The sequence below is a fragment of the Mucilaginibacter sp. genome, from assembly GCF_041660805.1.
Lineage (GTDB): Bacteria > Bacteroidota > Bacteroidia > Sphingobacteriales > Sphingobacteriaceae > Mucilaginibacter.
This window is the reverse complement of the sequence record NZ_JBAZVP010000015.1, coordinates 75,702-100,252: the sequence shown is the minus strand read 5'-3', so window position 1 is coordinate 100,252 and position 24,551 is coordinate 75,702. Positions and strand designations below refer to the sequence as shown.

General features: G+C 41.0%; 17 protein-coding genes. 8 read left to right on the top strand and 9 right to left on the bottom strand.

What is annotated here, in order from left to right:
- Positions 1–189 precede the first annotated feature (189 nt).
- Together WC743_RS17905 and WC743_RS17900 are read right to left on the bottom strand one after the other, a co-directional pair.
- Positions 190–1,959: a S41 family peptidase gene (locus tag WC743_RS17905; protein WP_373014104.1), complete on the bottom strand. Its 1,770-nt coding sequence runs from the start codon at positions 1,957–1,959 to the stop codon at positions 190–192.
- Between the two features lie 56 nt (positions 1,960–2,015).
- The gene (locus tag WC743_RS17900) at positions 2,016–2,816 is read right to left on the bottom strand and encodes an AraC family transcriptional regulator (RefSeq protein WP_373014103.1); all 801 of its coding nucleotides are present in this window, start codon (positions 2,814–2,816) and stop codon (positions 2,016–2,018) included.
- 649 nt (positions 2,817–3,465) lie between these two features.
- Here WC743_RS17900 and WC743_RS17895 point away from each other — a divergent pair.
- Entirely contained in the window at positions 3,466–5,292 is a 1,827-nt protein-coding gene (locus WC743_RS17895) for an ABC transporter ATP-binding protein (protein ID WP_373014101.1), read from the top strand.
- Between the two features lie 138 nt (positions 5,293–5,430).
- Complete coding sequence (locus tag WC743_RS17890) at positions 5,431–6,828, top strand: MBL fold metallo-hydrolase (protein WP_373014099.1); 1,398 nt, start codon at positions 5,431–5,433, stop codon at positions 6,826–6,828.
- A gap of 112 nt (positions 6,829–6,940) precedes the next feature.
- On the opposite strand, the gene WC743_RS17885 is transcribed toward WC743_RS17890, so the two are convergent.
- The 4 genes from WC743_RS17885 to WC743_RS17870 all read right to left on the bottom strand — a co-directional run bounded on the left by WC743_RS17885 (position 6,941) and on the right by WC743_RS17870 (position 12,336).
- A complete protein-coding gene (locus WC743_RS17885; protein WP_373014097.1) occupies positions 6,941–7,669 on the bottom strand; it encodes a (Fe-S)-binding protein in 729 nt (242 codons plus the stop codon).
- An 8-nt stretch (positions 7,670–7,677) separates the two neighbouring features.
- The gene (locus tag WC743_RS17880) at positions 7,678–9,000 is read right to left on the bottom strand and encodes an MFS transporter (RefSeq protein WP_373014095.1); all 1,323 of its coding nucleotides are present in this window, start codon (positions 8,998–9,000) and stop codon (positions 7,678–7,680) included.
- A 40-nt stretch (positions 9,001–9,040) separates the two neighbouring features.
- Positions 9,041–9,730 (bottom strand): aspartate/glutamate racemase family protein, encoded by a 690-nt coding sequence (locus WC743_RS17875; RefSeq protein ID WP_373014093.1) that lies wholly within the window; start codon positions 9,728–9,730, stop codon positions 9,041–9,043.
- A gap of 128 nt (positions 9,731–9,858) precedes the next feature.
- On the bottom strand, positions 9,859–12,336 hold the full coding sequence (locus tag WC743_RS17870; RefSeq protein ID WP_373014091.1) for a glutaminase domain-containing protein: 2,478 nt from the start codon (positions 12,334–12,336) through the stop codon (positions 9,859–9,861).
- A 316-nt stretch (positions 12,337–12,652) separates the two neighbouring features.
- Here WC743_RS17870 and WC743_RS17865 point away from each other — a divergent pair, with 316 nt between their 5' ends.
- From WC743_RS17865 to WC743_RS17840, 6 genes are all read left to right on the top strand, one after another.
- Positions 12,653–13,459, top strand: coding sequence for an FkbM family methyltransferase (locus tag WC743_RS17865; protein ID WP_373014089.1), 807 nt, complete (start codon positions 12,653–12,655; stop codon positions 13,457–13,459).
- Between the two features lie 329 nt (positions 13,460–13,788).
- Positions 13,789–15,144 (top strand): Gfo/Idh/MocA family protein, encoded by a 1,356-nt coding sequence (locus WC743_RS17860; RefSeq protein ID WP_373014087.1) that lies wholly within the window; start codon positions 13,789–13,791, stop codon positions 15,142–15,144.
- Positions 15,145–15,153: 9 nt separating this feature from the next.
- Positions 15,154–16,200 carry a PmoA family protein gene (locus WC743_RS17855; protein ID WP_373014085.1) on the top strand — a complete coding sequence of 349 codons (1,047 nt, stop codon included), beginning with the start codon at positions 15,154–15,156 and terminating at the stop codon, positions 16,198–16,200.
- Between the two features lie 86 nt (positions 16,201–16,286).
- Positions 16,287–16,883: a GDSL-type esterase/lipase family protein gene (locus tag WC743_RS17850; protein ID WP_373014083.1), complete on the top strand. Its 597-nt coding sequence runs from the start codon at positions 16,287–16,289 to the stop codon at positions 16,881–16,883.
- Between the two features lie 64 nt (positions 16,884–16,947).
- A complete protein-coding gene (locus tag WC743_RS17845; RefSeq protein ID WP_373014081.1) occupies positions 16,948–17,676 on the top strand; it encodes an esterase family protein in 729 nt (242 codons plus the stop codon).
- Positions 17,677–17,744: 68 nt separating this feature from the next.
- The gene (locus WC743_RS17840) at positions 17,745–18,089 is read left to right on the top strand and encodes a cupin domain-containing protein (protein WP_373014080.1); all 345 of its coding nucleotides are present in this window, start codon (positions 17,745–17,747) and stop codon (positions 18,087–18,089) included.
- A gap of 138 nt (positions 18,090–18,227) precedes the next feature.
- On the opposite strand, the gene WC743_RS17835 is transcribed toward WC743_RS17840, so the two are convergent.
- From WC743_RS17835 to WC743_RS17825, 3 genes are all read right to left on the bottom strand, one after another.
- A complete protein-coding gene (locus WC743_RS17835; protein WP_373014078.1) occupies positions 18,228–19,067 on the bottom strand; it encodes an endonuclease/exonuclease/phosphatase family protein in 840 nt (279 codons plus the stop codon).
- A gap of 26 nt (positions 19,068–19,093) precedes the next feature.
- The gene (locus tag WC743_RS17830; protein WP_373014077.1) at positions 19,094–20,842 is read right to left on the bottom strand and encodes a RagB/SusD family nutrient uptake outer membrane protein; all 1,749 of its coding nucleotides are present in this window, start codon (positions 20,840–20,842) and stop codon (positions 19,094–19,096) included.
- Between the two features lie 77 nt (positions 20,843–20,919).
- Positions 20,920–24,459: a SusC/RagA family TonB-linked outer membrane protein gene (locus WC743_RS17825; RefSeq protein WP_373014075.1), complete on the bottom strand. Its 3,540-nt coding sequence runs from the start codon at positions 24,457–24,459 to the stop codon at positions 20,920–20,922.
- Positions 24,460–24,551 lie beyond the last annotated feature (92 nt).

The following is a 24,551-nucleotide window of genomic DNA, read 5'->3' as shown; positions in this document are numbered from 1 at the left end:
TTTGCACACGTCCTTCGACAAGCTCAGGATGACCGCGCCGTTGTTGGTATCGTCACCAACAACGGCAAAGTGTGATTATTGATTTTCAATAGCCCGGGCAACTAATTCTTAATTGCGTGCGCTAACCACTTCATTTTCCCGATCTTTTACAAGCCATTCTTCCAATTAGTCGGCTTGGTTAGCTAACAATTATTGTTTTAAAATCAGCTTTTTTGCCATTTCTAATTCTGCATCATAACCTGATAAAAACTGGCTTATGCTGGGCTGTACTTCATAATCGGGCATAGTACCGTGCCCAAATAACACATTTTCTTTTGGCGTATCTACAACAAATTTCAGGATAGGAATGCCAATTTGCAGTTTGGAATTAGGTAACCCAAGGTATATTCTTGTTCCGCTCGTGTTACCATAATAGCCACCGCCGGTTTCTTCACCTATGAATGTAGCGTTAGTATGGTTCCGCGCAAGTGAAGCAAATTCAGAACCGCCGGAAAACGTTAGGCCGTTAATTAAAATATACATATCGCCTTTAAACCCACCCGGTTTTGGCTTTTCATGCTCTTCAATACCTGGTTTCCTTAATATCCGTCCATCTTTTTCCAGGTAATTTTCATCTTTAAGTTCTTTGTCGAGGTCGTTGTAGTCGGTTTTATAATCGGTGTACTTGTAAAAAGAGTAAGTAAATGCCGACGCTTGCACATACTTATATTTCAGATAATCTTTATCAATTAAGTATGCCAGTAAATAGTCTTCATACCCTTCGCGGCCTCCCCCATTTTTTCGGATATCAATTATTAAATGAGCTACTTTTAGTTCATTTATTTTTTTGAAAGACTCATCTATAAACTTATGAAAATCCATACCGGCATTTTTGTACTTGCTGCTTGAAAAGGAATTAACAGTAAGCTTACAGGTTTTGGATATCGTATCAATATTTATTTCGGCCGGTAATGTGTAACCTACATTTGGAATAGCAACCGAAACAGCTTTATATGATTGCCGAAACTTATCATAGCTAAGAGCCGCAATATGTTTAAACGATTGCTTTTGACCAGTTATTGGCTCAATTACCTCGATATCGTAAAAGTTTTCCGGTGGATAGCATAAGGCGTAATAGGTAGAAAATTTGGCGTTCTGTTCAATCCATCGATATTTGCTGGTGATGTTATAGCCATCTGCAGGTTCATAGGCCATGAATTTTTGCATTAACTCATCTATCGTATGGCCGTTAACCTTAATTAAAATAAGGCCTTTTATATTCGCCTCCCCTACATTATTGATGATATATGCTTTTTTATTAAAAAACTTGAGATAAACGGGAAAGTACTTAACGCCAAACCTTAAATATGCCTGTGTTTGCGGGCCTAAACTTAAAGGGGTATGCCCGTCTTTTATAAAAGCATTTAACGGGGCAACTATATTATAAAAATCGAGATCTGTCATACCCGGTTTTATCTTATTTTTTTGTGCGCGACAAATGCTATCAAACTGTAATTGTGTATTATACCAATATAAACCGCCATGCGCCTCTTTAAGGGCAGATACTAAAAGATCAAAGTCCTGATATAGCTTATCCGGAGAAATAATAGTGAGCTTAGCTGTCTGTATTTTGCGAAGCAGCGGTAACCAGCGTTTATCATTATGAATCCCTTCAAGGTCGGCCTCAGTAATGAGATGGTCGTAATTAAAATATGTTTTACCTACAATGGTGTTTAAGTTGTTAAAAGCACTGTCGGGATAATTAGCCAACGCCCAGGCGCAGGCCGCATTGTACCTGTTATCCGTATCCTCAGATCCTTTGCTCATTTTAAAAGCGACCGAATAAGTTAAAGCGGCATTTTTATAGTCTTTGGCTTTAGTGAGTGAATCGGCTTTTTTTATCTGGATGGTATAAGGTGTTTGTGCCCACGCTAAGGTAATTTGCAACAACAAATACAGCAACATTCCTGTTTTTTTCATAAGGTAAAACTAATCAACGCTTAAAGCTTAAAATTGAATGAAATTAACCTGTGCATTTAAGCCTTCCGGAAATCTTTTGGCAAAAATCCGGTTAGTTCTTTAAACGTGCGTGTAAAATGTGCCTGATCTGAAAAGCCGCACATATACCCAATTTCTGTAAGTGAGCAGTTAGTACTTTTTATTAAGCCAAGAGCTTTATCAATTTTAATGGTTTTCATATAACTTCCTAAGGTGGAAGCAAAGTATTGAGGAAAATATCTGGAGATAGTAACAGGATGAATCCCTAATCTTAATGATAGCTCATGAAGATCAAACGATGTGTCCCATTCATCGTGCAATAATTGTTTTAATACATATACCCAGGCGGGAGCCTTATTGCCCCTGACTTTAGAAGCTGCACTTTTGGGGTGAAATAATTCATAAAGCATTAATTGTGAAGAAGCCGTTGCATGGCTCCCATTGTCATTAAGCTCATGATAAAGTTTAAGCAAAGTAAATTTTGGTTGTCCTGAACGATCTATCAGATTAATTACTCCCTCTTCAGAAACTTCCATTTGCTTTAAAAGTTCATCAGTAAGATCAAGGTTAATTTTCCGTGTTTCGGGAGTATAATCATTACACCGGTGCATTTCACCTGCAGGAATAAATTTAATATCGCCCGGCACCCTTAATAAAGTTTTGCCTAAAAAATCTTCCTTATGAAAGCCATTGAGTAAAAAACTGATACTTGAGTTTTCATGCGAATGCCACTCCTCAAAGCTGGTGTCATTTGTGTAGCTTGTAAGCGCGACCATACATCCTTTTACAGATTTTGTAAATTTGGTATTTCCTAAAAAAGTTGTTGCCGGCTGTATCATTATATTAAATCACAATAGTATGTATAAATCAGGCAAGATGAACAAAAAAATACATGGTGCCATATACACGTAAAGGTTGCGGCGTTTCATAATTTGGAAATTGCCATTAACAAGGGTAATGCAGGCGGTTTGTTGGGCTTGAATTTGGGTGATAGTGTGATAATTGATTTTCAATAGAGTTTCTATCCATGACATATTTAATTATATGAGTCATGCTGAGCTTGTCGAAGCATCGCGGGCGGGCCTTTGCACACGTCCTTCGACAAGCTCAGCATGACTGCGCCATTGTTGGTGTTCGGAAGATTTGTATTTATGCCAAAACTCCTTCCTTGGGGAAGGGTGCGGCTGCCTGTGAAGTGGCGGGTAGGGGTTATTTACACCAATACCTATCTCCTAAACCCCTCCCTGCACCCTCCCGTTGGGAGGGAATCGCACATATCCACCGCTTTTTCGTCTTCCGAACACCTGTGGTGACAACACCAACAACGGCAAAATTGAGTTTGTCTTCTTAGCGTCTTCGCGACTTTGCGTGAAATATAAAATAGTTCAGAATACAACTTCCTTTCATCCTTTCGTCAATTTTATCCACTTCAAGCCAAACACAACAATTAAACCCTTAGTTTTGCAGGTTGATAACATATAATTATAAATGGCAAGAGGACGACTGAACAGTGGCAGTAAGGCAGAGGCGGAATTACCCAAAGCAAAAATAAACCTGGATAGTTTAAGGCGCATAGCCCGGCTTATCTCCTACTTAAAACCTCACCGCGGTAAATTTACAGCCGCTATCTTATTTTTATTTCTTTCCAGTTTAACAGGTTTAGCATTTCCCTCATTTTTAGGGGCGCTGATAGATGCTGCGCAGGGCAAACAAAAATATTCGTTTTTGCCGCCTACTATTAACGCGATAGGTACACTGGCATTTGCAGTACTGTTTGTGCAGGCTATCATATCATTTTTTAGGGTGGTATGGTTTGTACAGGTAAGTGAACGTGCCCTGGCCGATATAAGGCGCGATACTTATTTTAAACTGGTTACCTTACCCATGAACTTTTTTGCTAACCGCAGGGTTGGCGAGCTTAACAGCCGTATATCTGCCGATCTTTCCCAGATCCAGGATACCATGACCACCACTTTTGCCGAAATGATAAGGCAAATGGTACTGCTGGTTGGTGGTATAACGTTTCTTACCATCGTATCTTTTAAACTTACGCTGGCCTTATTGGTGATGCTGCCGGTGCTGATAGTAGTAGCGGTAGTATTCGGAAAATTTATCCGGAAACTCTCCAGGGAGGCACAAGATAAACTGGCCGATTCAAATACCATTATCGAAGAAACACTGCAAGGGATAGCCAATGTAAAAGCATTTGTAAACGAAGCATTTGAAGCCGGGCGATATGATAAAAACCTGCGTGAGGTAGTAAAAATAGCCGTTAAAGGCGCAAAGTTCCGTGGGCTATTCGCTTCCTTCATTGTATTTTGTTTATTTGGGGCTATAGTGGGCGTTATCTGGTATGGTTCGATATTGGTCAGTCACCATGAGCTTTCTGTTGGCAGTTTAACAACTTTTATACTCTACTCTATATTTGTGGGTGCTGCTATGGGTAGCTTCCCTGAGCTGTATGCCAATATGCAAAAGGCGGTTGGCGCCAGTGAGCGTGTATTGGAAATATTGGATGAAAAAGGCGAAGACGTATCTATAATTGCCAGCGAGAACCTCATCAAACAAAAAATTGAAGGCAACCTTTCATTTAACAATGTGGTATTTGCCTACCCTTCCCGATCAGAGTTAACTGTTCTGAAAGATATTTCTTTTAGTGCCGATGCCGGGCAGCGGATAGCCATTGTAGGGCCAAGCGGTTCAGGCAAGTCAACCATGGCCGCGCTGATATTACAATTTTATCATCCGCAAAGCGGTACCATACAGTTTGATGGTAAAGATGCCGGCGAATATGCCCTTACGGATATCCGTAACCAGGTAGCCATTGTTCCGCAGGATGTATTGCTGTTTGGCGGTACCATTTTAGAGAACATTGCATACGGTAAGCTGGATGCATCTAAAGAAGAGATTATCCAAGCGGCTAAAAAAGCCAATGCCGATCTGTTTATCACCTCCTTCCCAGAAGGTTATGATACCGTTGTTGGTGAGCGCGGTGTAAAACTCTCGGGCGGACAAAGGCAGCGAATTGCCATTGCAAGGGCTTTGCTTAAAAACCCGGCCATATTGATATTGGATGAGGCAACCTCTTCGCTTGATTCGGAGTCGGAGCGTTTGGTACAGGAAGCATTGGAGGTATTAATGAGGGGCCGTACATCGGTGATCATTGCCCACCGCCTGTCTACCATCCGCGAGGCTGATAAAATAATTGTGCTGGAAAAAGGTGTGATAATTGAAACCGGTAACCACCAGGAATTAATTGCCAACCAGCAGGGCCTTTACCGTTATCTGAGCCAGTTACAATACGAAGTTCAATAAATTTATATATCTTAACTACCGGTTTTTAAGGGGCTGAATTTTGATGTGTTTTTTGTAAAAAATGAACAACAAAAAGCAAAAAATTAGAGAAAATTAGAGATATTCAGAGAAAACCCGAACCATTATTGATCTATTTAAATGAAATTATCTATCCACGGGGCGGCCCGTCAGGTTACCGGAAGCATGCATATGCTGGAGGTTGGCCAATATAAAATACTAATTGATTGCGGGCTCGATTACGAAAAAGACCACAATATACAGGTAAATGAAAACTTTAACTTTAAGCCGGAAGATATTGATGTAGTGATACTTACACATGCCCACATTGACCACTCCGGCAACTTGCCAACGCTGGTACGCATGGGTTTTAACGGCCAGATACTATGTACTCCCCCAACCGCCGATCTTACAGAATTGTTACTGCTGGATTCGGTAAATATCTTTTTGCAGAAATCTCAAAAAAACCACCGGAACCGTAAAAATAAATACCAAAAAAACAGCGGTCCGCAGCCATTATATTTACAAAAACACGTGATGGATACTGTTGAGCGTTTTGTAACTATTGGCTTTAACAGACCGTTCCGTATTACCGGCGATATTGAACTAACCTTTATACAAGCAGGTCATTTACTGGGTGCTGCCGCCGCGGTTTTAAAGATAAATGATGAAGGAATAGAAAAATCTATAGCCTTTACCGGCGACATTGGCCGTAAGAACTACCCGGTATTAAATGATCCGGAGGCCCTCCCTCCTGTTGATTATATTGTTTCAGAAGCTACCTATGGCGGCCGTAACCATACTAAGGATAAGTCTGTTGAGGAAACCCTGGTAGAAACAATTGAAAAGGTTTGTATTAAGGAACAGGGCCGTTTAATTATACCCGCATTCAGTATTGGGCGCACGCAATCGTTGGTTTTTGCTTTAAATAAGATCTTTAGCAGCGGCCTGTTACCTAAAGTAGCTGTATTTGTTGACAGCCCGATGGCATCAATGGCTACCAGCTTATATAGAAAGCACCACAATCTGGTAAATCCTGAGGCACAGGAATTTTACAATAAAAAAGGTGATGAGTTTGAGTTTGACAACCTCACCTATGTTGAAACCTTAAAGGATAGCAGGCAGGTATCAAACTATTATGAGCCTTGTATCATTATATCATCAGCAGGTATGCTGGAAGGCGGCCGTATCCAGGACCACCTTTTCTATAACATTCAAAATTATTACTGTACCATTTTGTTTATAGGTTATTGTGCTAAAGGTACTTTAGGTTACCGCCTGCTGCGCGGCGACCCAATAGTTCATATAAAAGACCGCGACCTGGCAGTTTATGCTACCATCAAAAAAACCGATGTTTTAAGCGCTCACGGCGATCATGATGATTTGGTGGCTAACATTAAATCTCAGGATAGTAAATCGCTTAAAGGCGTCTTTTTGGTGCATGGAGAGGAAAGCAGCATGCAGGCATTGGCTGATACATTAGAACAAGACGGCTATAAGGTTACTATCCCCGAAAAAGATGTGGTTTACGAGTTGTAAAGCATCCTTTTTGTAGAGACACAATATTTTGTGTCTCCCGGATACTTTAAATCATGAAATTACTTGTAGGCTGAGACACAAAATATTGTGTCTCTACATATATCTATAAAAATTACACATTCCCCCACCCGCTTGCCAATACGTCAGCAATGTGGATGGTTTTTATCGGCAGACTGTTTTTATCTATATAGCCCTGCAGGTGCAGGAGGCATGAGGCATCTGTTGAGATAATATATTCTGCATTGACAGCCAGTGCATTATCAACCTTTTGCTGGGCCATCGCGCTCGATATTGCATCAAATTTAACAGCAAAGGTGCCGCCAAATCCGCAACAGGTTTCATTATCCTTCAGGTCTAATAACTCCAACCCTAATACTTTTGATAATAATTGACGTGGCTCATTTTTGATCTTGCACTCGCGCAACCCACTGCAGCTATCATGGTAAACCGCACGCCCTTCCAGTTCGGCGCCAAAATAATCTACCTGTAATATATTTACCAGAAAATCGCTCAGCTCGTATATATTGCTTTGAATATTACGGCATTTATTATGCGATGTAGTATTAGTGAAAAGGTCGTTATAGTAATTACGCACCATGCCTGTACATGAGGCCGATGGGGAAACAATAATGCTATCCTCGTGAAAATCGTTAAGGAATTTACTGCCCACAGCTTTAGCATCGTCCCAAAATCCGGCGTTAAAAGCAGGCTGACCGCAACAGGTTTGCTCCGGGTTATATTTAACCACGCAACCCGCTTTTTCTAACACTTTAACAGTATTAAAAGCAGTTTCAGGATATAGCTGATCTATAAAACAGGGAATAAATAACTCAATTGTCATTATAAAAATTAAACGACGCTAAATTCCGAATTTTTCTGAACTTTCTGTTCTCTTCTTAATAAAGAAAACAGCAGGAGCAATCCAACAATAAAAAATCCGCATAAAACCAGGGTCGAATTACGCATGCTCCCGGTTATTTCTTCTATAAACCCAAAGCTAAATAATCCCCCTACTATAGCCAGTTTTTCGGTTACATCGTAAAAGCTGAAAAAAGATGCGGTATCGGTAATATCCTGCGGCAGATATTTTGAATAGGTAGATCGTGAAAGCGATTGGATCCCTCCCATTACCAGACCAACAATTCCAGCCAAAATGTAAAATTGAGTGTCTGTTTTAATAAAATAAGCAGCTATGCAAATCCCTACCCATATTAAAACTACTAATATCAGCACCTTTATGTTACCGAATTTATCTGACAGGCGCGACATGAGCGTAGCGCCAGCAACGGCTACTATTTGTATAATAAGGATAGTAGTAATTAACGCGGATGTAGGCATCTTTAATTCCTTTGCTGCAAAGCCTGTGGCAACCAGCATAATAGTTTGCACCCCCATTGAGTAAAAGAAGAATGCAGGCAAATAACGTTTTAACAACGGCATCGATTTTACCTTTACCCAAACTTTACCCAACTCCATAAAACCTCCCTTTATTATGTTATGCTGATGTGTTTGCGCATTGGGGCTTCCCTTAGGTAATATACTAAACGGTATCAGCGCGAAGCCAATCCACCAGATGCCAACCAGTAAAAAGGATAGCTGTGCAGGCAAAGCCTTATCGGTAATGCCAAAAGTACCAGGCGATAACACAAACGCAAAACATATCAATTGCAGTAATACGCTACCAATGTAGCCGTAAGTGAACCCTTTGGCGCTCACTTTGTCCTGCATATCTAAGGTGGCTATTTCGGGCAGGTAAGAGTTATAGAAAACAAAGCCTCCGCTGTAGCCAATTGCTGCTAGCGCAAAACAGATAATTCCAATCTCTAACCTACTGTTATCAAAAAAGAATAAGCCACAGCAAGCAACGGAACCAAGCAACGTAAAGAATTGCATAAATACCTTCTTATTACCACGATAATCGGCTATGGAGCTTAATATCGGCAATAACAGCGCCATTATAAGGTAAGCCACGGCTAATGCGTAATCCTGCAAAGCTGTATTCACAAAGCTATACCCAAAGAAATTTATCCGGTTGCCATTATCAGCATTAGTGGTAATAGCTACGTAATATGCCGGGAAAATAGTTGATGTAATTACCAGGTTATATGCCGAATTCGCCCAATCAAACATAGCCCAGGCGCGGATGGTTCTTTTGTTATTTTTTGCTTGCATTGCAGTTTAAAAGTATGCAAATTTTACAGTTATTGAAATTTTATCCTATCGCAAACGCTACCGCCGCCGCCGAGTGGATCTGTGTGGTATCAAACTGTATAATATCGGTATCGCCGGGTTTTATTAATAAAGGAATCTCTGTACAACCTAATATAACCCCTTCGGCACCTTGCTGTCTCAAATTTTCAATTATCTGCAGGTATCTTGTTTTGGTTTCAGGTAACAATATCCCCTTTCCAAGTTCGTCAATAAGAGTTGTATGAATAAATTTCCTATCATCGTCACCGGGTATTAAGGCATCTATGCCGTCCGCTGCTAACTTATCGGTAAAAAAAGTATGTTCCATAGTGAATTTTGTTCCCAGTAAAGCAACTTTCGTAAGGTTTTGCTTTTTGATTACTACGGCAGTGGCAGTAGCAATATTAATTACGGGTAAGCCTATTTTCTGCTCAGCTTCATCAGCAACCAGGTGGAGCGTATTAGCACACAGAATTATAGCATCTGCACCGCTGTTGCGTAAACCAATCCCTGCCTGCACTATCATTTCGGTTGTTTTGGCCCAATCATTCGCAGCATTGTTTTTAGCGATATCGGCATAATTAAAGGAATGTAACAACAATCTTGCAGCATTTAAACCGCCAAGTTTGTCATTTATCCCCTGATTTATAAACCTATAATAATCTATTGTTGATACCCAGCTTGTACCGCCTATTAAGCCCAATGTTTTCATGCGCTAAAACTATGGAAAGGATTTTTATTTTTGAAGCAATTAACCTTCCTTGCCTATAAATAACTTAATAAAAAAAGCGTTACCGGCTATTTGCCAATAACGCTTAACAATATGTAATTGTGCTAATTTTACTTTTTGATTGCCGGTTTAGCTGCTTTAACAGCTAAAACTTTCATAAAATAACCACCTACTACGCTCCGTGCCTGGAAACCAACCATTTTGCCGTCAGTAGTTTCATGCCAGTCGCTTAAAGGGACACGTGATGGAGTTTCTGTGGCAAACTTATACACAGGGTCAACCAGGGCTTTAAAATCGGCTTGGTTTGCCGCCATTGCAGCCGTCCACAGTATCCAGTCAGATTTTGTATAGGTTTTACGGCTATCTAATGGCAAGCCATATTCATTTTGCTTAGTTAAGTAGTACTTGATCTCTTTATTATAAACGCTTTGCGGGAATAGGTTTAGCTTTAGCACCTTATCCCAAACCATATTATATTTTTGGCTCCAGGTATTTTTGTTATCAAATACCAAAGCGTAATGGTCTCCTGCATCTGCTTTCTCTACCCATTTTACTGCAAGTTCTTTTGCCAGCTTATTATATTTAGCCTCGGTTGCTTTTTCGCCAAGCATACCTGCCATTTTTGCATAGGCGCCAATAGCAACAATAGCCTTTACAGATAAGTTTATGTTATGAGCCAGGTGCCCTGCAAAATCATCGGTACATAGTTGATTTCCCGGGTCGAAACCTGCCTGTGCCAGGTAGTTAGTCCATACGGTTAAGGTTTTCCAGTGTTTTTTGGCATACGCCGGATTTTTCTCCGCTGCTGTAATTGCTGCCGTAAGTATGATCATATTACCAGATTCTTCAACAGGCATATCCTCGCCATATGTTTGACCATTTGCCAGCGGATAAGTACCCAGATCATGCGCGGCAAAAGGCTTTTTCCATTTACCACTTTCGCTGTAATAGAAGATCCCGTTAAGCATACCTTTCATTAAATCAGGATTATACAACAGGTACAAAGGTGCTGATGGATAGGTTACATCTACCGTATTAATTGAGCCATTACTAAAGTTCTCTTTTGACAGGAATAACAGATCGCCTTGCGGACTTTTTACTAACTGATGTGCCGATATACTTTGGCGGTAAGCCATAACGCAAAGCTTAGCATACTCTTTGCCGCCTGCCTTATTTGCATCATTGTATATCTGTACATCGGTTTTATTGCACAGGGCTATTGTCGCAGCGTAATTATTGGCTGCCTTAGCCAAAGCACCGTCCATTGTGGCACCCGGCTGGTTACGCCACCATGGTTTTAAGTTGACTTTAAAGTATTGCACCGAATAAATATCATCATACCCTAAAAGCGTGTATTTGCTAACAACATTGCTGCCCACGCTCCCTAAATTAAAAATAGTATTGAGCACAAGTTTTTTACCGGTGGTAAGTGCCGCAGATTGTTGCCCGGTTGAACCATAGAATGAATTTATGGCATTATCCTCTGTGGCGGTGTATTGTTTTGCACCATTGGCGGCTACATACATGTATCCCCAGTCAATTCTTACATTATCGCCTTTTTTTTGTAATACGGGCTGCTCAACAGTACCGGCTTTTAAAATTTGCAGGCCATTTTTAGCATACGCTGTAACATTAACTTCCTGATTTGGCTGATCTACCGCAACGTTTGTAGATACACCCTGGTAGATACTAACTGAATGCTTTTTGCCGTCGTTAGCTTTTGCATTATAGGTGATATACGACACCGGCGACGACAGCATGGCCAAATTATTTAATATAAGCGGCGAAGTAAAGGTAACATCCAGGTCAACATCGGCACATTTAAACTGGTAAGTGGTTTGTGTTGCAGTAACCTTTACACCGGTTTGTTTGGCTAATTTGATTTCGCTGTCAGTAGTGTTTACTACTTCTTCTGATAGGCCTGCATCTATCCATGTACCACCTCCGGTATTATTGCAATGAATGGCTAACAAGTTCTCGCCGGTAATTAATTTTGATTTAGCATCGTCTGATAGCTCAATCATCTCATAATCGCCATTAGCGCCAAGTTTTTTAATAATGCTTTGTCCATTCAGGTAAATCTCGGCACCATCATCATGAAAAAGTTTAAGCATTACACGTCCTGTAGGAACTTGGCTAAGATTGAATTTTTTTCTGATCCAGATGTCTTTACCCCTCCATTCCGTTCCCGGCTTACTACGGTCATCACCAAATGGTGTTAAACCCGTTTTCCAGTCCTGATCATTAAAAGATGGTTTTTCCCAATTGGTAGCGGCTGTACCTTCCATTTGATATTTAACCCTCTCAGATCTTTCATCGCCAGCGGCAACAATAGTATTGTATTGTTTGGATGACTGCCCCATAAAGCGGTAAAACTTATCATCAACCTTAATAATGCCTATCAGCGATTGCTCCTTACCCGTCCAATGTGTAGTGACAGATTCGTTCAGCTTATCGCTGTTTGACCATATACTAAAGTAGGTGTTATGAGTAATTAACGGATATGACGGCAACTTGTCTTGCGCCCACAACTGAAAGCAACAAAAAGTTAATAATAATGTAAGTAGTTTTTTAGATAGGTTGTTCATAGTAGATAATTGGGTTGTGAAGATAAATTTAACGGTATTTAAAGGCTTATGTTTTTTGGATGTAGATAGGCATAGACAGCACACCTACTTACATAAGGCCTTTAAACATATCAAATCGGCTAAAAATAGAAAAAGCTAATCAATTTTAGCAGTCTATATTATAAATTCAAACGAGTTACCTTGCCGTTTGACAACCGCTATTAATAGCACAAATGATAATTATTAATACGTAATTCCTTATTTTAATTATCTTGCAGCTGTCAAAGTTTGCAAACTCCGCCCCGGTTTTTCAACTAATTAACTCATTAATCGTAATATGAAGCTTAAGAACTTATTTGGAACAGATATAAAAGAATCCCTTAAAAAAATTGTATTTCGTTATAAGAACAGAAACTTTGTCCCTTATGTAGTTGAAAGGACTTTGCTAAAAACCGATTTTAAATTTTACGTAGCTAACCTGGATGGCAAAACCTGGTATGTAGATAGTTCAAGTTCGGCAGGAGAATGGCTTTGGCCCGAAATGGAATTTGTTAAGAATGCTATTTGTAAACCGGGTGATATTGTATTGGAATGCGGTGGCCATCATGGGCTTACTGCTGTTGTTATTTCTAAATGGATCGGCAATGAAGGTCACCTGTATACCTTTGAACCTAACCCCGATAACGTAGCTATAATTAAAAAGAATATTGAAATAAACGGTGTAAAAAACGCAACCATTATACCGAATGCTGTTGGTGCCGAAGACGGTACAATAATGATATCGCACTCCAGCTCAAATTCTTATATCCTTAAAGGAAAAGAGCACAACGGAATTGAAGTAGCCGTTGTTAAAGCTGACGACTATCTGCATTTAAAACCAACAGTGATAAAAATAGATGTTGAAGGCTTTGAAACAGATGTTTTAAAGGGTGCAACAGAGCTGTTAAAAACAATGCCTAAACTGGCTATTGAGCTTCATCCGGATATGATGAGCCGTTATGGTAGCAGTGTGGAAGAACTCTTGTCATTACTTTCGACAGATTATAATTTATGGGTACAATGGGAAATATTAAAACCACCCGTACCTTATGACCGTAAAGACCCAATTCCTGATAGGGCGCATCTTTTTGCTATTCCTAAATAATAAAGTTTGTATTAAAAGTTTAGGGCGTGGCTATCTGTTTCACGCCCATCTATAATTTACCTGTGTCCCCCCTATTTGATTCTTTAGAATTGCTTTTTTTGAGAAGCTTTACATGCAGTTATGTTGCAATTGTAATAGGCTTCTTACAAAAAGCATAACAATTTTATAGAAATATCTTCGATATTTGATTATGCCAGTTATGCGGACTGGCTTATAAACCAATTTACCTGTTCTTCATGAAAGTTACCCTGATAGCGGCCTGCGGGCCATATCGTTGTAATTTTAAGATCAATTAAAATCAACTATCTAATAAATTATACAACACTACTATGGAAGAATCACGTCGTACTTTTATCAGGCAGGCTACATTGGCCGGAGCCGGGGCATTACTCACTCAAACCGCATGGAGCGCTAAAAGTTATAAACGCATAATAGGCGCTAATGATCGTGTGCGGGTTGGTGTTGTCGGATTTTCTGACAGGCATAAAAGCTCACACATCCCCAGCTTTATGAACCACTGCAAAGAACTTAATTTTGAGGTAGTTGGTGTATCTGATATCTGGAAAAGGCGCCGGGAAGAAGGCGCGGCCATCTGGAAAGAGAAAATGCAAAACGATGTAAAGGCATACCGTAATAACGAAGAATTATATGATAGCAAAACAGTAGATGCCGTTTTTATCAGCACAGCAGATTTCCAGCATGCCCGCCACGCTATTGAAGCCGTAAAAGCCGGCTGCGATGCCTACGTTGAAAAGCCCTTTGCAGAAACCATGGAAGATAACCGTGCAGCGATTAAGGCGGTTAAAGAATCGGGTAAAATAGTACAAATAGGTTCGCAACGCAGAAGCGGGGCTAATTACCATGCCGCTAATGATTTTATCAGATCAGGCAAGTTTGGCCCTATTACTATGGTTGAACTAACCTGGAATGTTAACCAGCCCGGCCGCTGGCGCCGGCCGGAACTGTTAGGCGTTTTAAAAGAACAGGATACCGACTGGAAACGCTTTATTATGAACCGCCCTTATGAGGCGTTTGACCCTCGTATATACCTGGAATACCGCTTGTTTTGGCCATATTCATCGGGTTTGCCGGGTCAGTGGATGAGCCATCAAATTGATACAGTGCATTGGTTTACCGGCCTTAAACATCCTCGTAGCGTAGTTGCCAATGGTGGTATTTATAAGTGGAAAGATGGCCGCAGAAACTGGGATACTATTTTAGCGGCTTTTGATTACGGCCCGCAGGATGATCTGTCAACAGGTTTCCAGGTTACATTTGGTTCACGCATGCATAACGGTGATGAGCATCCGGCAGAGATCTACTATTCAAACGGTGGCGAATTAAACCTGAATACCAACAAGGTATCTCCGGAAGGTGGTTTAACTCAAAAAATGGCATCGGCCATGAAGATGCAAGCAAACCTGCTGCCTGAAATTAGCCTGGCAAATACTGAAAAGGTAGTAGCTTCTGCCAATACAGGCGGTGATGTACTAACATCAAACCACGTGCGTAACTGGATGGAATGTGTGCGCAGCCGTAAACAGCCTAATGCACCCGTTGAAGCAGGATACAGCCATTCTATAGCCAACATTATGACCAACGCTGCTGTACATACCGGCTATAAGGCCACATTTGATGAAAAAACGCAGGAGGTAATGGCAAACGGTAAAATATTTAAATATTAATAAACAATTATGACGGCCATATTTAAAAAATTGGGATTTGTTACCCTTCTGTCAGTAGCTACTTTAACGGTATCGGCTCAAAAAAACGAACCGGTAAAGATGGTGAGATCGGCTAAGGAACAAAAGGTAGATGTTTTTATTGGAGGCAAACTGTTTACCAGTTTCTTGTATCCCAATAGCCTTGAAAAGCCCGTGTTATACCCATTGCATGCGGCTAATGGTACTGTTGTTACCCGTGGTTTCCCGCTTAATCCTAAACCCGGCGATCCGACAGATCATCCGCACCACATTGGCCTTTGGTTTAATTTTGAAAACCTCAACGGGCTTGATTTCTGGAACAATTCGTACGCCATTCCGCAGGCCAAAAAGAATTTATACGGCTGGATCCGCACCGATCGTATATTGGAGGCCACAAGTGGAACAACCGGGGTACTGGCCTATCATGCTAACTGGACCAATCAGCAAAAGGATGTAATTTTAGAGGAAACCACACGGTTTGAATTTAAAGGAGCAGGCAACCAGCGTACAATTGACAGGGTTACCACCTTAAAGGCTGATGCAGATGCTGTTTTTACCGATGCCAAAGATGGCATGCTTGGCCTGCGTTTAGCGCATGAATTACAAATGCCTACCACCGAAGACCAGAAATTTACGGACGATAAGGGTAACGTAACAATAGTTAAAGGTGGTGAAGATAAAATAGCCAATGGCGATTACTTAACCAGTGCCGGCAAAACAGGTAACGACGTTTGGAGTACCCGCGGGGTATGGTGCAAGGTTTTTGGTAAAATGGGCGCCGACTCGGTAAGTATTGCTATAATAGATCATCCCGGAAACCCTAATTACCCAACCTTCTGGCATGCTCGGGGATATGGCCTGTTTGCAGCTAACCCTCTTGGCGAGAAAATTTTCACGAATGGTAAATCAGCAAAGAACCTGCATCTTAAAAAAGGGGAATCGGTAACTTTCCGTTATCGTATAGTTATTAGTAATGGCAAACAAACTGTTAGCACTAATCAGCTTAATGAGTTTGCTAAAGATTTTGCTAAAAAGTAAAAAGCTATCTACCTGAAAGCTTTTTGAAAATGGTTAAAGAAACTAATAGATTTATTAACATTGCGCTATCTATATTAAAATATTGAATGATTTGGTATGAAGATGAGATTAGGCGTCTTGAAAAGGATGTTAGTAATTTACAATATGAACCAGAAACTATCTTCTACGGCAGTTCCTCTATTCGGCTATGGACGAGTTTTTATGAAGATTTTAATCAATTAAAACCTGTTAACCTTGGCTTTGGAGGATCGACCCTGGCAGCATGTGTGTGGTTTTTTGAACGGGTTATGAAATATTATCACCCTAAAAGATTTATTATTTATGCCGGTGATAATGATCTGGGAGATGGAAGACACCCCGAGGAAGTATTTATTTTTTTTCAGCAACTTGTTGTTAAAATAAGTAAGCAATTCGGAAACATCCCCTGCTATTTTGTTTCTTTAAAACCAAGTATTAGTCGCTGGCACATGGCCGACCGGTTTAAATACACTAATAATTTAATAGAAACCGAAATTATTTGTTACAACAATAACTGGCATTTTATTAATATATTTAAAGAAATGATAGATGAGGCAGGTCATCTGAAAAGTGAATATTTGGTTGGCGATGGCCTGCATTTAAGTGAAAGCGGATATAGGTTATGGAAAGATATTATTAGCAAGCAAATTGCTATTAATGGTTAATTATTTGTTTATTATGAGGTAACATTCGTTACATATATTTCCCACATATAAGACTGCGCCTAAAATGAACAGGGAATATCATAAATGGTACAGTACCAGGTTACAACGTAACATGGAGCTTTTGATTTTTGGGCATAGCGGCAGGTGCATATTATTTTTCCCAACCCGCATGGCCCGGTTTTATGATTACGAAAATTGGGGCATTGTAAATGCATTAAGGGATCCAATTTATAATGGTGACATCCAGCTTTTTTGTATAGATAGCATTGATGCCGAAAGCTTTTATAATTACTGGGTACACCCCTCTGTTAGAATTGCCCGTCATATACAATATGAGCAGTATATTTTGTATGAAGTAGTGCCGCTGATGCAGCTTAAAAACACAGCTAACTATTTAGAAGTGGCCGGCTGTAGCATGGGCGCATATCATGCTATAAACCTGGCACTGAAATATCCCGGCCTTTTTAAAAAAGCAATAGGAATGAGCGGAAGATATGATCTTACCAATCAGATACAAGACTTTAATGACCTTTTTAATGGCTATCACAATAATGATGTTTACTTTAATATGCCCCGGCAATATGTTGCAAACTTAAATGACAGCCATACATTAGATGCTATCCGCAATATTGAAATTATACTTGCGGTAGGCGAAACTGATCCGTTTTTGAATGACAACCGGGAATTTAGCCAACTACTTTGGGGTAAGCAGATACCTAACCGGTTATTTATATGGAATAATTACGCACACCGGCCCCGCTACTGGAAACAAATGGTGCAATTATATCTGTAGGAGGTATAGATATTAGGCGACAATGGTCACATCCTAAAAATGTTTAACTATTTTTATAGGAATACGATATGGAAAATTCACCTTTTAAACCGACTGATTTAAACGAATACCATCAGGCAATTTCTGATAAGTATGCCAATCACGTTCTTACAAATGTCAATGACCATGTAGTTAGGATAAGCGTCATGACCGAAGACTTTTACTGGCATTACCACCCTAATTCTGACGAGACGTTTATTGTGTTGGAAGGCACTATGTTTCTTGATCTGGAGACCGGCACTGTAGAGATCGGTAAGGGTCAGATGATCACAGTTGCTGCCAGCGTTCGTCACCGCACACGGCCCAAAGGTCCGCGTTCAGTCAATCTAACGATTGAACTTGCAGATATGGAAACGGTACGGGTAACTATTTAAGAAGTACAAGACAGAGCACTTCCCTTTTATTTTAATTACCTGATAAATTATATGTAGACTTTTATTAGTCAACTTTTTCAGAACGTGACATTTTGTAAAAAAAAGCCTGCTTTTGAGCAGGCTTTTTTTATTGCATAATTACAAAATCACTTCGGCGAGTACCGGGAAGTGGTCTGACGGAAATTTGCCATGATAGCTATCGGTTAATATACCCCACCTTTTAACAGTCACCTTGCCGGTGGTAAAAATGTGATCGATGATACCTTCTTTATTCAGGGCCTTACCAAATGAGTTAAATGAAGCATTAAACACATAAGGTTGTGCTGCCTGGCTGTAAGTATCAACCAAATAGTTTGACGTAGCTAAACGCTGATACCAGGAGCTTTTATGGTCACCGTTAAGATCTCCTGTAAAGATGGCTTTTTCGTTGCCCGCTATCTCTTTTATCTTTTTAAGTATCAATTTACCGCTTTCTTCCCGGGCAATTTTACCCTGGTGGTCAAAGTGAGCATTAAAAAAATAGAATTTCTTTTTGCTTTGCTTATCCAGCAGATATACCCATGAGCAAATGCGGTTGCAGCAGGTGGCATCCCAGCCAAGACCTGGCTTGTCCGGTGTTTCAGACAACCAGAAATCGCCTTTCTTTAGCAATTCAAAACGATCTTTCTTAAAGAAAATGGCTGAATGTTCTCCACCCTCTTTACCGTCATCGCGGCCTAAACCATAACGCTGATATTCAGATAAAGCCTTGTTAATATCTTCCAGTTGATTCTGCAGGCCTTCTTGCGTACCAAAAATATCAAATTGGTGAAAACGTATTAACGCAGAGGCCACCGGTGCGCGGTTAACCCAAAGGTTGCCGCTATCTTTGGGGTTATCATATCTTAAATTAAACGTACCCACTATTAAGTGCTGTGCTTGTCCATGCAGGCAAAGAAAGATCAATAGGGCTGTGAATAAATGCTGTTTTATTTTCATGATCATGTGTTAGTTTTTATAAATTATTATTCCCAGCCTGGGTTTTGGCCTAATTTGGGGTTTTGCAGTCTATCGGTTTCTGGTATAGGATAAAGGTAAAATTTATTATCCCATTTGCGCTGTATAGTGGTTAACCAGGTAAGTTCGTTAGCACTGTTAAGCCTTTGCGGGTTTTGTGTTCCGCCAGCCAGCGTCTCAGCAACACTTACATAGGTAACCCCAGCAACCTGTTTGGCAGGCAGTGTAGTATAAAAGCATACATCTGCAATACCATCTTCATTCAAATCAAGCGGAACATTCAGCTCGGGCACATAAAAGCCGTTCCAGGCTTGGTCCATCAGCTCGCCGCGTTTCCATCTTACAATATCATTAAACCTGAACCCTTCAAAAGCCAGCTCTATACCGCGCTCGCGCCTTATCTCTAATAAAGAAGGATCAGATATAGCAGGGAAATAATTAGTTTTCAGGTACTGGTCGGCAACGGTTGGTTTGGTATTGGTATTACCTGTTATGCCGGCCCTTCTGCGTAAAGCACCAATTGTTTGGTTCCAATCGGCATCGGTAAAGGTGTTTAACTCGGCTTTAGCTTCTGCATAGTTTAACAACACTTCGGCATACCGCATAATAGGGATAGAATTGGTATTACGTGTACCGCCATCCATTGATGCATCGTCCTGTGTTAATTTAATTGGCTGGTATCCGGTGTAAGTATAAGAAAACACCGGTGGCGCAATCTGTTGTGTAGCTCCATTTAAACGCGTATAATTACCCATACGTATGGTTTGCTGCAAACGCATATCCCGGCCTTTTACTTCTTGTGCGAAAGGCATGGTTTTATAACCCGGTTTATTTGTGAATGGTGTGCCGTCGATATTAAGATAGGTGTTTACAAATGTGCGGATAAAGCTCAATCTATCGCCGTATGTGGCACTGGTCCAATACCAGTTAGCGTCATTAAAAATGCCTAGTGCGGGGTCAACAACTGCAGCTAATATTACTTCGGAGGCAACAGGTGCCTGACTCGAAAATAATTGCCTGTACGATTTATCGGTGCCACCGGCAGTATTCAGGGTAAAACCGCCTTCTGCCATTACCTTTTGGGCTGCTGAAGCAGCCTGAACAAGTAATCCATCGGCCGACGATTGTAAACTATATTCGTCATGATATTTTCTGAAAGTGCCTTCAAATAAGCAAACCCGCGATTTGAACGCGTAAGCGGTATATTTAGTTATCAGGCTACGGGTGTTATCGGTAGTGTTGATGTGCAGGCCTGCATAATCCAGGTCAGCAATAATCGAGTCAACTACTAAAGTCCTTTTATCCCTGCCATTGTAAAGTGCAGGGTCGTCAACCTTCATCGTTGAGTTGATCCATGGCACATCACCAAAACGCTTTAATTTATCGAAGTAAAACCACGCTCTGAAAAAGCGTGCCAGGCCAATAAAGTGCTGGCGTTGTTCAACCGGGATATTAGGGTTGTTGCAATTTTCAATAAAGTAGTTAATGTTACGCAGCCCGGTCCAGGTCCAGCCGCTGCTTTGCCTTGCGCTGAATGCGCCCGACCTTAAAAAATCAGGCACCGATGTTCTGGCGGCATAATCTACCATGGCGTCGCCACGCACTGCGGCACCTGCATCTGGCAGTATATCATAAAACGAGTTGGCATACAGTTGTAACCCATTTACGCTTCCAAACACAGCGGAATTGGTAGCCGTATCCTGCGGCACCTGATCTAATTTTTTACAGCTAACTATAATAAAGCTTAAAAACAGCATTATTATTGATAGTCTTATGAATGTTGATTTTAGGGAAAACATATTTAAGCTCTTTAAATTGTTTATATTAATGATGATTAAAATGTGGCCGTTAAACCTAATGTCACACTTTTAAGTATGGGGTAGTTATTCCCGTTACCACTGGTGCCGTCGGTCAGTATCCGGTCTGATCCGTTAATGCTTTCAGGGTCTATATCTTTGGTGATCTTATATAGCGGCGACCATGTCAACAGGTTCTCGCCTGACACAAACACACGCAAATTTGTAAGCTTGATCTTTTGGATCAACCGCAATGGCAGGTTGTAAGCTACCTGGATATTTTTCATTCGCAGGTAAGCGGCGTTTTGCAAATATTTGGTTTGTGCCTGGGTTAACTCACCAGATCCGTTTTGAGCAACGTAACCCCGGTACCTTGGGAAGTAGGCATTAGGGTTGCTCTCTGACCATATTTTGTCAAGTTGTGATACCGGCACTTTGTTATAAGGCCTGTTATACTGCCCCCAAAAAACGCTTGCCTCCGAACCTGGATACCAGTCGCGCTTAGCTACTCCCTGGAAGAATGCCGAGAAAGAAAAGTTATTCCAATCGGCATCAACACCAATCCCATAAGTATATCTTGGAGTTGAGTTACCGATAATCTTCCTGTCGCCCGGTTTAGTAACGGTTTGATCGCCGTAGTCAATCACACCATCGTTATTCAAATCCCTGAACTTAATATCACCGGGTAAAAGCTGCCCGGTATTAGAGGCTTTAATAAGCGTTTGCTTAGGCGAGTTGGCAATATCCTGGGCAGACGTAAAATAGCCTGCTGTTTCATATCCCCAAATTTCGCCTACGGTTTGCCCTGCATAGTAGTCGCTTAGTTTTTTGTCCGGGTTATTGTATTTAGTAATTTCTGCGGTGTAATCGGCCATGGTTAATCTCAGGCCATAGTTAAAGGGTTTTTCGCCAATATTAAACCTGTCTCTCCAGGCTACTGTTACTTCCCAGCCTTTTGTTTTCAGATCGGCATAGTTGCCTTTTGGTACATTGGTACCAAATACAGCCGGTAGCGTCATACCTACAGTGAACATATCTTTTGTTCTGCGGATGTATGCATCACCTGCAATGGTTAAACGATTTGACAACATACCCAGGTCTATGCCTATGTTTTGTGTGTTTGACGTTTCCCAGGTTAAGCCGTCAGGCAAAACACCCGGCTGGCTTGTTTTTTGCGGCAATACACCACTTAATACCCTGCCCGATTTAGAGATATTGAATTTTTCCTGAAACGCGTAAGAACCAATGCTGCCGTTGCCCAATGATCCGTAAGATGCTCTTAACTTCAGGTCGGTGATCAGGTCTTTTGATACCTTCCAGAAAGGTTCGTTTGAAATTTTCCAACCTGCAGATACTGATGGGAAGAAGGCGTAGCGCTGATTAGATGGGAATTTTGATGAACCATCATATCTGCCATTGGCTTCAACCAAATAACGGTCTTTAAACGAATAGTTTAAACGGTAAAAGCTGCCCAGTATATCCCACCTGTCCCAACCGCCTGCAGTGCTAATGGATTGGCCTAAGGCAAGATTGATGTCGGTAGCATCTTCAAAAATTAAACCGTTGCGTACAACATCAAGCTTTTTAAAGGTTGATTGCTCAAAGTTGAAGCCTCCTAAAGCTTTAAAGTAATGCCCGCCTTTTAGCTTAGGCTCGTATTCACCATAAATGTTGGTAGCAATATATTGTGTACTCTGATTAACATTTTGTAAATCGTTATAATTGGTGCCAACGTATTCAATAACGCCCGGTTTGCGACTGTAAGGTACAGGTACACGCTTCCTGGTCTGGTCGTTATCTGTATTTTGGAAAGTGAAATCACCTTTAACGCGAAATACGTTATCAAAAAACTGCGCTGCAAAACCGGTAGTGTTCCTGAACACGCGGTTATCAAAGTCGATACCATTTTTACCATAATAGTAATCTCCTACCGAATAAGCAGCTGAATAGGTTAGTGTACCATCAGGGTTAAACATAGGTACCATATTGTGCCCTTCATCTGCAATATTTCGCCATACACTGCCACCTTCGCCAACATTTAAAGGGTTGTGATATTTCATGTTGGAGTAATCGGCATTGTTGTAGATGCTTAACCACGGGTAAACCTGCAATGACCCCTTTGCTCGTAAATTATAGATGTTATAGTCATCAGAATTATAACGAAACAAGCCATCCTGTGAATAATAACGGCCGGTGATCAGGAAATCTGCTTTACCACTGTTACCCGAAACCGAAAGATTATGCTCGCGGGCGCTGTTATGATCTTTGTACAGTAGCTTGTACCAATCTGTATTGTCATAATACTCATACTCGCCGGCACCATTTACAATGGTTTTGGGCAGCGATGGGTCGTTGGCATGCTTTTCTAACTCCTGCAAATAGCTTTGCGAAAATTTTACTGTTTTGTTAATATTTTGCGGCGTTTGCGAATAGTCGTTCCATGCGCTCCAGCCTTCGTTAAACATTTTTGCGAAGGTATAACCGTCGCTAACAAACTCAGGTACTACCGTAGGGCTTTTAATAGATTGATTAAAAGAGTAAGTGATACTGGTTTTTTCTTTAGACGGGTTTTTGGTGGTGATTAAGATCACCCCGAAAGCTCCTCTTGCACCGTAAATAGCTGCCGAAGCGGCATCTTTAAGTACCGATACACTGGCCACATCATTTGGGTTTATACGGCTTGGGTCGCCTTCAACACCATCAACTAATACCAGTGCATTACCCCCCTGCCCAATTGAAGTGGTACCCCTTATATTGTACGATGGCGATTGCACCGGCTTACCATCCAGTGGCGTAAGGTTTAAGTTAGGCATAACGCCCTGTAAGCCTTGGGTAAGATTTGGTAGTGAGCGGTTTTCAAAAGCCTTTGAAGTGACCTGGTCAACAGCACCGGTAAGGTTCTGCTTTTTTTGTGTACCATAACCAACTACCAATACCTCGTTTAATGTGCCGGCTTGTGCTACAAGCGTAATGGTATTAAATTTAGTATCCTCGCCAGCTTTTATTTTCACACCCGGTATACGCTTTGATTCGAACGATATAAAGCTTACCAACATGGTGTAGGTGCCTTCATCGGCAGTAATGCTGAATTGGCCATTAGCATCAGCCTGCGCGCCTTTCCCCGTCTCAACCAGCATGATGGTGGCACCGGCAAGCGGCTCACCTTTTTCATCAACAACTTTACCCGAAATTTTACCCGGGGCCGCTTTGGCAGGCAACTCCTTTTTGTAAAGGGTAACAGTGCCTTCAACTTCTTCTTTAAAACCAATAACCGTATTGGCAAAAAGCTTTTTTAAAACGATGGCTAAACGTTCATTATTAAACGTGTGGCCTTTAATTTGCACATTGGTAAGGTTTACCAATTCAGGGTCGTAAGCAAAATCAACATTGCCGGCCTGTTCAATCTTCTTGATAGAGCTTGACAGTGTTTCATTTTTGAAAGAAATGCTAACGCGCTTTTCAAAAATCTGACCGGTGGTTGGGGCGGCAATAAGTACACCTGCACCCGCAATAATCATGGTGTAAATAAGAAATGTGATACGCATGGCTTTAGTTAAGCTTCGTAAATTTTTTTTCATACTTTTGAGTTCTTAGTGAATTTTTAATAGAGAAACTAAGGGCATAAGCAAATAGGGCTCAATCTATTAGGCTTTGCAACTATGGCCGGATC

Bases quoted from the DNA above. Each gene is read 5' to 3' on its own strand.
- WC743_RS17905 (WP_373014104.1), bottom strand. From the start codon at position 1,959: ATGAAAAAAACAGGAATGTTGCTGTATTTGTTGTTGCAAATTACCTTA.
- WC743_RS17900 (WP_373014103.1), bottom strand. From the start codon at position 2,816: ATGATACAGCCGGCAACAACTTTTTTAGGAAATACCAAATTTACAAAA.
- WC743_RS17895 (WP_373014101.1), top strand. From the start codon at position 3,466: ATGGCAAGAGGACGACTGAACAGTGGCAGTAAGGCAGAGGCGGAATTA.
- WC743_RS17890 (WP_373014099.1), top strand. From the start codon at position 5,431: ATGAAATTATCTATCCACGGGGCGGCCCGTCAGGTTACCGGAAGCATG.
- WC743_RS17885 (WP_373014097.1), bottom strand. From the start codon at position 7,669: ATGACAATTGAGTTATTTATTCCCTGTTTTATAGATCAGCTATATCCT.
- WC743_RS17880 (WP_373014095.1), bottom strand. From the start codon at position 9,000: ATGCAAGCAAAAAATAACAAAAGAACCATCCGCGCCTGGGCTATGTTT.
- WC743_RS17875 (WP_373014093.1), bottom strand. From the start codon at position 9,730: ATGAAAACATTGGGCTTAATAGGCGGTACAAGCTGGGTATCAACAATA.
- WC743_RS17870 (WP_373014091.1), bottom strand. From the start codon at position 12,336: ATGAACAACCTATCTAAAAAACTACTTACATTATTATTAACTTTTTGT.
- WC743_RS17865 (WP_373014089.1), top strand. From the start codon at position 12,653: ATGAAGCTTAAGAACTTATTTGGAACAGATATAAAAGAATCCCTTAAA.
- WC743_RS17860 (WP_373014087.1), top strand. From the start codon at position 13,789: ATGGAAGAATCACGTCGTACTTTTATCAGGCAGGCTACATTGGCCGGA.
- WC743_RS17855 (WP_373014085.1), top strand. From the start codon at position 15,154: ATGACGGCCATATTTAAAAAATTGGGATTTGTTACCCTTCTGTCAGTA.
- WC743_RS17850 (WP_373014083.1), top strand. From the start codon at position 16,287: ATGATTTGGTATGAAGATGAGATTAGGCGTCTTGAAAAGGATGTTAGT.
- WC743_RS17845 (WP_373014081.1), top strand. From the start codon at position 16,948: ATGAACAGGGAATATCATAAATGGTACAGTACCAGGTTACAACGTAAC.
- WC743_RS17840 (WP_373014080.1), top strand. From the start codon at position 17,745: ATGGAAAATTCACCTTTTAAACCGACTGATTTAAACGAATACCATCAG.
- WC743_RS17835 (WP_373014078.1), bottom strand. From the start codon at position 19,067: ATGAAAATAAAACAGCATTTATTCACAGCCCTATTGATCTTTCTTTGC.
- WC743_RS17830 (WP_373014077.1), bottom strand. From the start codon at position 20,842: ATGCTGTTTTTAAGCTTTATTATAGTTAGCTGTAAAAAATTAGATCAG.
- WC743_RS17825 (WP_373014075.1), bottom strand. From the start codon at position 24,459: ATGAAAAAAAATTTACGAAGCTTAACTAAAGCCATGCGTATCACATTT.